This is a genomic window from Candidatus Methylomirabilota bacterium, from assembly GCA_036001065.1.
In the GTDB taxonomy this organism is placed as follows: Bacteria; Methylomirabilota; Methylomirabilia; order Rokubacteriales; family CSP1-6; genus MNEF01.
Genome location: DASYUQ010000016.1, coordinates 1 through 9,340 on the forward strand (window position 1 = coordinate 1; position 9,340 = coordinate 9,340).

Annotated in this window: 12 protein-coding genes; 11 read left to right on the forward strand and 1 reads right to left on the reverse strand. The window is 65.6% G+C overall.

Annotated features, from left to right (window positions below; genetic code table 11):
- Positions 1 to 803 (reverse strand): D-glycerate dehydrogenase (locus VGV13_01540; protein HEV8639767.1); only part of this gene is annotated, 803 nt, incomplete at its 3' end.
- Between the two features lie 166 nt (positions 804 to 969).
- Between VGV13_01540 and groES the strand changes: the two genes are divergently transcribed.
- From groES to VGV13_01595, 11 genes are all read left to right on the forward strand, one after another.
- Positions 970 to 1,257 carry a co-chaperone GroES gene (gene groES / locus VGV13_01545; GenBank protein HEV8639768.1) on the forward strand — a complete coding sequence of 96 codons (288 nt, stop codon included), beginning with the start codon at positions 970 to 972 and terminating at the stop codon, positions 1,255 to 1,257.
- Positions 1,258 to 1,281: 24 nt separating this feature from the next.
- Positions 1,282 to 2,907 carry a chaperonin GroEL gene (gene groL, locus VGV13_01550; protein HEV8639769.1) on the forward strand — a complete coding sequence of 542 codons (1,626 nt, stop codon included), beginning with the start codon at positions 1,282 to 1,284 and terminating at the stop codon, positions 2,905 to 2,907.
- A 219-nt stretch (positions 2,908 to 3,126) separates the two neighbouring features.
- A complete protein-coding gene (rpsF, locus tag VGV13_01555; GenBank protein HEV8639770.1) occupies positions 3,127 to 3,507 on the forward strand; it encodes a 30S ribosomal protein S6 in 381 nt (126 codons plus the stop codon).
- The gene (locus VGV13_01560) at positions 3,507 to 3,917 is read left to right on the forward strand and encodes a single-stranded DNA-binding protein (protein ID HEV8639771.1); all 411 of its coding nucleotides are present in this window, start codon (positions 3,507 to 3,509) and stop codon (positions 3,915 to 3,917) included. The genes rpsF and VGV13_01560 overlap by 1 nt, the downstream gene beginning before the upstream one ends.
- A gap of 115 nt (positions 3,918 to 4,032) precedes the next feature.
- On the forward strand, positions 4,033 to 4,320 hold the full coding sequence (locus VGV13_01565; protein ID HEV8639772.1) for a hypothetical protein: 288 nt from the start codon (positions 4,033 to 4,035) through the stop codon (positions 4,318 to 4,320).
- Positions 4,321 to 4,459: 139 nt separating this feature from the next.
- Positions 4,460 to 4,708, forward strand: coding sequence for a 30S ribosomal protein S18 (gene rpsR / locus VGV13_01570; protein HEV8639773.1), 249 nt, complete (start codon positions 4,460 to 4,462; stop codon positions 4,706 to 4,708).
- A 4-nt stretch (positions 4,709 to 4,712) separates the two neighbouring features.
- Positions 4,713 to 5,156 (forward strand): 50S ribosomal protein L9, encoded by a 444-nt coding sequence (gene rplI, locus VGV13_01575; GenBank protein HEV8639774.1) that lies wholly within the window; start codon positions 4,713 to 4,715, stop codon positions 5,154 to 5,156.
- 10 nt (positions 5,157 to 5,166) lie between these two features.
- The gene (gene dnaB, locus VGV13_01580; GenBank protein ID HEV8639775.1) at positions 5,167 to 6,531 is read left to right on the forward strand and encodes a replicative DNA helicase; all 1,365 of its coding nucleotides are present in this window, start codon (positions 5,167 to 5,169) and stop codon (positions 6,529 to 6,531) included.
- Between the two features lie 108 nt (positions 6,532 to 6,639).
- Positions 6,640 to 8,004: a sigma 54-interacting transcriptional regulator gene (locus VGV13_01585; GenBank protein HEV8639776.1), complete on the forward strand. Its 1,365-nt coding sequence runs from the start codon at positions 6,640 to 6,642 to the stop codon at positions 8,002 to 8,004.
- A 441-nt stretch (positions 8,005 to 8,445) separates the two neighbouring features.
- Complete coding sequence (locus VGV13_01590; protein ID HEV8639777.1) at positions 8,446 to 8,580, forward strand: hypothetical protein; 135 nt, start codon at positions 8,446 to 8,448, stop codon at positions 8,578 to 8,580.
- A gap of 26 nt (positions 8,581 to 8,606) precedes the next feature.
- The coding region (locus VGV13_01595; protein ID HEV8639778.1) for an isocitrate lyase/PEP mutase family protein at positions 8,607 to 9,340 on the forward strand (734 nt) is incomplete at its 3' end.

The window sequence follows — 9,340 nt, forward strand, 5'->3', positions numbered from 1 at the left end:
GGCTCCTCCTCGAAGACGTCGAGCCCGGCCCCCGCGATCCACCCCTCCCTCAGCGCGCGCGCCAGCGCCGCCTCGTCCACGATCGGGCCGCGGGCGGCGTTCACCAGGATGGCGGTCTTCTTCATCTTCCGGAGCGCCTGCTCGCCGATGAGGTGCCGGGTCTCGGGCAAGAGCGGCGTGTGGATGGTGACGAAGTCCGACTCCCGCAGCAGCGTGTCCTGATCAACGTGCGTCGCGCGGAGCTCGCGCTCGACGCTGGCGTCCGCCCGCACCGCGTCGTGGTAGACGACGCGCATGGCGAAGCCGCCTGCGCGGCGCGCCACCGCCCGGCCTATCCGGCCGAAGCCCAGGATGCCCAGCGTCTTACCGTGAACGTCCATGCCCCACAGCAGGTCCCACTGCCACCGCTTCCATTCCCCCGACCGGGCATAGTGGTCGGCCTCCACCGTGCGGCGGGCGGCGGCCATGAGGAGGGCCCAGGCGAAATCCGCGGTGGTCTCGGTGAGGACGTCGGGGGTATTGGTCACGATGATGCCCCGGCGGCGCGCCGCGGCGACGTCGATGTTGTTGTAGCCCACGGCGACGTTCGCCACCACCTTGAGGTTCGGGGAGGCGCCCAGGACCTCTTCGTCGATGGCGCTGATGATGTGGCAGATCAGTCCGTCCTTGCCCTTGAGCCTGGCCACGAGCTCCGCCTTGGGGAGCGGATGGTCGGTGTTGTGGAGGTCGACCGTGAACTCCTTGGGTACGAGACCGAGCGCATCCTGCGGTAAAGTGTTTGAAATAAATATACTTTTTGCCATCCCGCCCCCCCAGATTTTCTGCTTGATCGACCCCCAGGCGGCGGCTATATTAGCACTCGCTTTTGTCGAGTGCTAATAGCTATTGCGAGAGGACGATCTCATGGCCAAGGCAACCAGCACTAAGGCCAAGTCGGCGTCTACCACAGAAAAAGGAGGCAAGGCATCTATGAAGATTCGTCCGCTGCACGATCGCATCCTCGTGGAACGCCTCGAGGAGCAGGAGGTTCGCCGGGGCGGCATCATCATCCCGGACACCGCCAAGGAGAAGCCGCAGGAGGCGAAGGTCATCGCTGTCGGGAACGGGAAGGTGACGGAGGACGGAAAGAAGCTCCCGCTCGACGTGAAGGCGGGCGACCGCATCCTGTTCGGTAAGTACTCCGGCTCCGAGGTCAAGATCGACGACAAGGAATACCTGATCCTGCGCGAGGAAGACGTCCTCGCCATCCTCGAGTAACCACCCCAAGGAGGGAAGGGACCGATGCCGAAGCAGCTGAAATTCGACGACGAGGCCCGGGCGGCCCTGCTCCGAGGCGTCAACATCATGGCCTCGGCGGTAAAGGCCACGCTGGGCCCGAAGGGCCGCAACGTAGTCATCGACAAGAAGTTCGGCAGCCCGACGATCACCAAGGACGGCGTCACGGTCGCCAAGGAGATCGAGCTGAAGGATCCGTACGAGGACATGGGCGCGCAGATGCTGAAGGAGGTCGCCACCAAGACCTCCGACGTGGCGGGCGACGGCACGACCACGGCCACCGTGCTCGCCCAGGCCATCTTCCGCGAAGGGCTCAAGAACGTCACGGCCGGCGCCAACCCGATGGGGCTCAAACGGGGCGTCGAGCAGGCCGTGGACGCCGTGGTCGAGGAGCTGAAGAAGCTTTCCAAGTCGACCAAGGACAAGAAGGAGATCGCTCAGGTCGCGACGATCGCGGCCAACAACGACAAGACCATCGGCAACCTCATCGCCGAGGCGATGGAGAAGGTCGGCAAGGACGGCGTGATCACGGTCGAGGAGTCGAAGTCCGCCGACACCGTGCTCGACGTGGTCGAGGGCATGCAGTTCGACCGCGGCTACCTGTCCCCGTACTTCGTCACCGACCCGGAGCGCATGGAGTGCATTCTGGAAGACGCGCTCATCCTCATCCACGAGAAGAAGATCAGCGTGATGAAGGACATGCTGCCGCTCCTCGAGCAGGTGGCCCGGGCGGGCCGGCCGCTTCTGATCATCGCCGAGGACATGGAGGGCGAGGCCCTCGCCACGCTCGTCGTCAACAAACTGCGCGGCACGCTGCACTGCTGCGCGGTGAAGGCGCCGGGCTTCGGCGACCGCCGGAAGGCCATGCTGGAGGACGTCGCCATCCTCACCGGCGGCAAGGCCATCACCGAGGATCTCGGCATCAAGCTGGAGAACATCAAGCTGGACGATCTCGGTAAGGCCAAGAAGGTGGTCGTGGACAAGGACAACACCACCCTCGTGGAGGGCGCCGGCAAGCAGTCGGCGATCGAGGGCCGCATCAAGCAGATCCGGGCCCAGATCGACGAGACGACCTCCGACTACGATCGCGAGAAGCTCCAGGAGCGGCTGGCCAAGCTGGCCGGGGGCGTGGCGGTGATCAAGGTCGGTGCCGCGACCGAGACGGCCATGAAGGAGAAGAAGGCGCGCGTGGAGGATGCGCTCAACGCGACCCGCGCGGCCGTCGAGGAAGGCATCGTGCCCGGCGGCGGCGTGGCCCTGCTCCGGGCGTCCAAGGCCATCGACAGGCTCAAGCTGGAAGGCGACGAGAAGGTCGGGGCCACGATCGTCAGGCGCGCTTGCGAGGAGCCCATCCGCCAGATCGTCGAGAACGCCGGGGTCGAGGGCAGCGTGATCGTGGAGAAGGTCAAGGCGGAGACCGTGCCCACGCGGGGCTACGACGCCGAGGCCATGGATTACGTCGACATGCTGCAGGCGGGCGTCATCGATCCCACCAAGGTGGAGCGGGTGGCGTTGCAGAATGCGGCGTCGATCGCCTCGCTGCTGCTCACGACGGAGGCGCTCATCACGGATATCCCGGAGGAGAAGCCCGCGGGCGGCGCGCCGGCGATGCCGCACGGAGATATGTACTAGTGCCGTTCCAACTATTCGCGCCTAGGAAGGCACCGTGTACGTCGTTCGTGGACAGATTTAGTATCAACAAGTGGGAACGGCACTAGGCGCGAGGGGTGAGTCCGACGCTGGTGTGAGTTCAGCGAGGTTGAGCCCGCGCGATGCGCGGGCGGCGGCCCGGGTCGGGAAATCGGCCCGGGCCGTATCTGTTTTGCAGCGTTGACCTTGCTCCATCCGGAGATGTTTGATAGCCTTAGGCGCTTAAATAAGGGGGTGAGTGCACTGCGGCCTTACGAAATTCTCGTGATCATCGACCCGCGGCCGACCGACGAGGAGGTTGCCACGCTGCTGACGCAGCTCGGCGAGCAGGTCAAGGCGCTGGGGGCCGAGGTCACGAACGTGGAGAACTGGGGGAAGCGCCGGCTCGCGTACGACATCCGCAAGCAGCGCGAGGGAACGTACGCGGTCTTCGCGGTCGCGGCCGAGCCTTCCATGGTGAAGGAGTTCGAGCGGCAGCTCCGCCTCAACGAGAACGTGCTGCGCTTCCTGAGCACGCGGGTGCCCCTCCGTAAAAAGGCTCGGCCGGCAAAGACTCCAGAAGTGCTTGAGGAGGTCGGCTGATGGCGAGCCTCAACAAGGTTCTTCTGATCGGGAACCTGACCCGTCCTCCGGAGCTGCGCTACACGCCCAGCGGTACGGCCGTCGCGGATCTGAGGATGGCCGTGAACCGCAACTACACGACGCAGAGCGGCGAAAAGCGGGAAGACACCTGCTTCCTGACCGTGGTGGTCTGGGGCAAGCAGGCCGAGAGCTGCGGCGAGTACCTCGACAAGGGCAGCCAGATCTTCGTCGAGGGCCGCCTGCAGACCCGCGACTGGGAGGGCAAGGACGGGCAGAAGCGCACCGTCACCGAGGTCGTCGCCGAGCGCGTGCAGTTCATGAGCCGGACCAAAGGCGCTCCCACCGCCGTCCCGGCGGCACCGCCCTTTGCCGAGGACGCGCCGGCCGGGGAAGACGACGTCCCCTTCTAACATCGGAGGGGGCCTCGACGGCCCCCTCCGAGACCTCCCCCCGCCGGAGGATGGCACCGGCAAAGCCGGCGCTCGAACAGGTAACAGGAGGAGGGCGAGGCATTAAACCCGCTTCTTGATCGCGCGCGGCCGCATCAATCTTGAAATTCTCGCGAGCGACGAAGCGCAGAATTTCGATTGCGCGAACGACAGTCCATTAATGCTGATCACGTATGCGTCGTCAGAGCGACCGACAGGCGATCCGCCATTTGGTTTCATGGTGAGGAGATTGCGCAGTAGGCTCTCGGACTGGAAGCGATTCGTTGATTTTGCCGTTCGCACTGTTCGCAAAGATCTGGGACAAATCAGAGATCTGGGACAAATCATGGACGTCTGGGAGAGGGAGAAGTCTTCTGGCCGTTGACTGCATGCCGGCGCACATGCCGGCGCACAAGTTGAGCACACAATACCTCCTGGCTTATACTCGCAGGGCCGTAGAGATCGTCACCGGCTGACGCCACAGAAAGCCATGCGGTGGCACGTATTAGAAGGAGGAAGCCGCTATTCCGACGCCGCCCAAGCCCGTCAAACGCCGCCGGTTCGGCCGGCGGAAGGTCTGCAAGTTCTGCGTCGACAAGGTCGACAGCGTCGACTACAAGGATGTGCGCCGCCTGCGCGGCTTCGTCACCGAGCGCGGCAAGATCATCCCGCGTCGTATCTCCGGAAGCTGCGCCCGCCACCAGCGGCAGCTGACGCACGCAGTGAGGCGGGCGCGCACGGTCGCGCTGCTGCCCTACGTGGCGACGGAGTAGCGCCATGAAGGTCATTCTGCTCGACGACATCGCCAAGGTGGGTCGCCGGGGCGAGGTCCGTGACGTCTCGGACGGCTACGCCCGCAATTTCCTCATCCCGAAGAAGCTCGCCCTCAGCGCCACCGAGGGCAACCTCACGAATCTGGAGCACATCAAGAAGCAGCAGGAAGCCAAGGCGAGCCGGGTCAAGGCCGGCGCCGAGGCGCTGCAGGCGCGGATCGAGAGTCTCGTCTACGAGGAGCGGCGCCAGGCATCCGAGGAAGGCAAGCTCTTCGGCTCGGTCACGCCCCAGGACGTCGTCGACTTTCTCGCCGCCCAGGGGCTGAAGATCGAGCGCCGGCGGGTGCAGCTCGAGGAGCCGATCAAGGCGCTGGGCGAGGCCGCCGTCGCCATACGGCTGCATCCTGAGGTCACGGCGCACCTCAAAGTCAACGTCGTTCGCGAGTAGCGACACCCCGTTGGTCGAGTACCCGTCCAGGATCCCTCCGCACAACCTGGACGCTGAGCGCGCGGTCCTGGGCGCCGTCCTGCTCGAGGGACGGGAGACCCTGCCGCGCGTGATCGAGATCCTGCGTCCCTCCGACTTCTACACCGAGGGTCACCGGAGCATCTATGAGACGATGCTCCGGCTGTTCGATCGAGGCGAACCGGTTGACCTCATCACGCTCAGCGAGGAGCTGCGCCGCCAGGGAGTCCTCGACGCCGTCGGCGGGCCCGCGGCGCTGGCCCTGCTGGTCGAACACGCCTCCATCGCGGCGCACCTCAACGCCTACGCGGGCATCGTGCGCGACATGGCGGTGCTCCGCGAGCTGATCCAGACGTCGACCCAGATCATCGCCCAGGCCTTCGACGCCAAAGAGGACGTGCAGAACCTGGTCGACGACGCCGAGCGCCGGATCTTCGGTCTGGCCGAGCGGCGCCTGGAGGGCAGCGCGCTGCCCATCGGCAGGATCCTCAAGAACACCTTCGAGTACATCGAACGCCTGTACGAGCGCAAAGAGCACGTCACCGGCGTGGCTACCGGCTTCGAGAAGCTCGACCTCGAGACCTCGGGGCTGCAGCCCTCCGACTTCATCATCATCGCGGGGCGGCCGAGCATGGGCAAGACGGCCTTCGCGTTGAACGTCGCCCAGCACGTCGGCGTCGCGCTGCACGGCAAGGTGCTCGTGCTGAGCCTCGAGATGTCGGCACCGCAGCTCGTGCAGCGTATGCTCTGCTCGGAGGCCAAGGTGGACTCCCAGGGGGTGCGTACGGGGCGTCTGAGCGCCTCCGATTGGCACCGCCTGACGGCCGCCGCCGGCCGGCTGAGCGAGGCCGCCATCTTCATCGACGACTCTCCGGGTCTCACGGTGCTGGAGGCGCGAGCCAAGGCGCGCCGGATGAAGGCCGAGCACGGCCTCGATCTGCTCGTCATCGACTACCTCCAGCTCATGCGGGGCCGGGCGGCGCAGGAGAGCCGACAGCAGGAGATCTCGGAGATCTCGCGCTCGCTCAAGGCGCTCGCAAAGGAGCTGACCGTGCCCGTCGTCGCGCTGTCCCAGCTCTCGCGCGCGGTCGAGTCCCGGGCCACGCGCGACTTCCGCCCCCAGCTCTCCGACCTCCGGGAATCCGGGGCGCTCGAGCAGGACGCGGACCTGATCCTGTTCCTCTACCGGCCCTCGCTCTACAAGGAAGACCTGCCGCCGGACGAGGCGAACATCACGGAGCTCATCATCGGCAAGCAGCGCAACGGCCCCGTGGGTACGGTGAAGGTCGTGTTCTTACCCCAGTACGCCCGCTTCGAGAACATCGCGGACTTTCACCGGCAGCCCCAGCCCTTTTAGCCTCGGCGGGCGTTACGGCCCCCTCCGAGGCCTCCCCCCGGAACAAGATTGTGCCGGCGGAGCCGGCGCTCGAACCCCCTACCGCCTCGGGGTGGTATGGTCTAGGGCGTGACAAAGGTGGTGATCGTCGGCGCGGGCAAGGGGGGACGCGCCCTCCTGGAGATGTTCGCCGGCGACCCGACCGTTTCGATCCTGGGCATCGCAGACCTGAACGCCTGGGCCCCGGGGATCGAGCTGGCCCGCCGCCTCAACGTGCCGGTCACCACCGACTTCCGTGAGCTCGTCACCGACCCGCGTGCCGACCTCATCATCGACGTCACCGGCAGCGCCGAGGTCCAGCAGGCCATTCTCCGGCTGAAACCGCCGACCACGGAGGTCATGGGCGGGATCGGCGCCCGGTTCATGTGGGACCTCCTGGCGGAGCGCAAGCGCTCGGAGGAGCTGGAGGACCGCTACTCGCTGGTGGTGCGGGAGCTCCAGGCGCAGGCCGAAGGCGATTTCATCCTCGGCCAGAACCCCAAGATGAGAGAAGTGGCCGAAATGGTGGCCCGCGTGGCACCCACGCCCACCACCGTCCTGATCCGCGGCGAGTCGGGGACGGGCAAGGAGCTGGTGGCTCGCGCGATCCACAGGTACTCGCCCCTGCGCGACAAGCCCCTGCTCACGGTCAACTGTACGGCGCTGACGCCGACTCTCATGGAGTCGGAATTGTTCGGCCACCGGCGCGGCGCGTTCACGGGGGCCGTCACCGACAAGGTCGGGCTCTTTGAGAAGGCCGACGGCGGCACGATCTTCCTCGACGAGATCGGCGACATGCCGCTGGAGATGCAGGGCAAGCTGCTGCGGGTGCTGCAGGCGGGCGAGATCAAGCCCGTCGGCGAGGTGGTGACGCGCCGCGTCCGGGTCCGTGTGATCGCGGCGACCAACCGGGATCTGGAAGCCGCGCTGCGGGGGGGCGAGTTCAGGGAAGACCTCTTCTACCGGTTCAACACCTTCACCATCACCCTCCCGCCGCTGCGCGAGCGGGTGGAGGACATCCCCGTCCTCGCCTATCACTTCCTCCGGAAGGCCGAGGCGAAGGTCAACAAGAAGGTCGAGCGCGTCTCAGCCGAGGCGCTCGATCTCATGAAGCGCTACGCATGGCCGGGAAACCTCCGCGAGCTCGAAAACATCGTCGAGCGCGCGGTGGTGCTCGCCGCCGGACGGTCGATCGAGTCCGACCACCTACCCCTCCATCTGCAAGAGCGGGCGAGCCTGCCGATGTCCGCCAAGGAGGGGCTGCCGGCAGGCAAAGAGCGATTGATCCGCGAATTCGAGCGGCAGGCGATCATGCGACTGCTCAGGGAGAGCCGCGGCAATGTCTCGGTGGCCGCAAAGGCGGGGCGGATCACCCGCAGAAATTTTCATCGATTGCTCGTGAAATACGCCATTAACCCCGACACGTTCCGCAACGAGACACAAAAGACTCACTAGTGAGTCTCTAAGGTCTCACTGCCTCCTAAGGGATAAAGAACAGTAAATATAGGTATTTATATGGTTACTCCAGAATAAACACGGGTATTTTGATGAGACATAAAAGACTCACTAGAAAGGCCATGACATTAAAAATTACAAATGTTTTCAGGTCCTTAAGATTGGAACGGCTCTTGTAGAAGCACAGCCCAGCAACGCCGATCCACCCGGAGGAGCCAATGGGCGGAAGCTGCGGCTGTGGGAGCGAAGTCCACTTTGCCTTTCACCACCTAGCCTGCCTGGACTGCGGCGTGGGCTGCTGCCCGGCCTGCGCCGTCCATCTCGAATCGGTCACGTACTGTGGGGGCTGCGCGCGGTCGTTGCTCGGCGTGACCACGGTCCGTGTCGGCGGTCCCTTCGATCTGCAGTGAGGAGGGCGACGCCATGACATGCGAGTGCGGCATGACACACGATCACCCGTCCGGCCAGATCGGCTGCCAGGAGTGCGGGATGCGCTGCTGCCGGAGCTGCGCGCTCGAAATCGACACCAAGACCTACTGCCGCTGGTGCGCCACCTCCCTGGCCGCGTCGGCCTGAGCAAGGAGCCTCGAACCGTGGAGAACATGGGAAGGAAGTTTCGGCAGCTGCTGAAGGACGAGGAGTACGTCTTCACCGGCGGCGTCTACTCGCCGCTCGACGCCCAGATCGCCGAGCGCGTCGGCATGAAGGCCATCTACATGAGCGGCTACTCCGTCGCGCTGGCGAACGGGTGGCCCGACATGGGCTTTCTCACGATGACGGAGATGACGCGCATCGCATCGATGATCGCCAGCGCCGTGGGCATCCCGATCATCGCCGACGCCGACGACGGCTACGGCAACGCCCTCAGCACGATGCGCACCGTCCAGGAGTTCGTCAAGACGGGCGTGGCCGGCGTCCACATCGAGGACCAGCGATTCCCGAAACGGTGCGGCCACATCGCGGGCAAGACACTGGTGAGCCGCGAGGAGGCCGTCGGCAAGTTCCGCGCGGCCGTGGACGTCCGCAACCGCCTCGACCCCGACTTCGTGATCATCGCGCGGACGGACGGTTACGGCGCGGTCGGCGGCAGCCTGGAGGAGGCGGTCTGGCGGGGTCGGGCCTACGCCGACGCCGGCGCCGACCTCGTCTGGTGCGAACTCTCCAACGCCAGCCGGGAGCCGGCCGTGGCCTTCGCCAAGGCGATGCGACACACGCACCCGGATCTGCCGCTCGCCTTCAACTACTCCTCGTCGTTCCGGTGGAGCACGGACCCGAACCCGTTCCTGTTCCGGGAGCTGGGCGACCTGGGCTACCGGTTCATCTTCATCACGCTCTA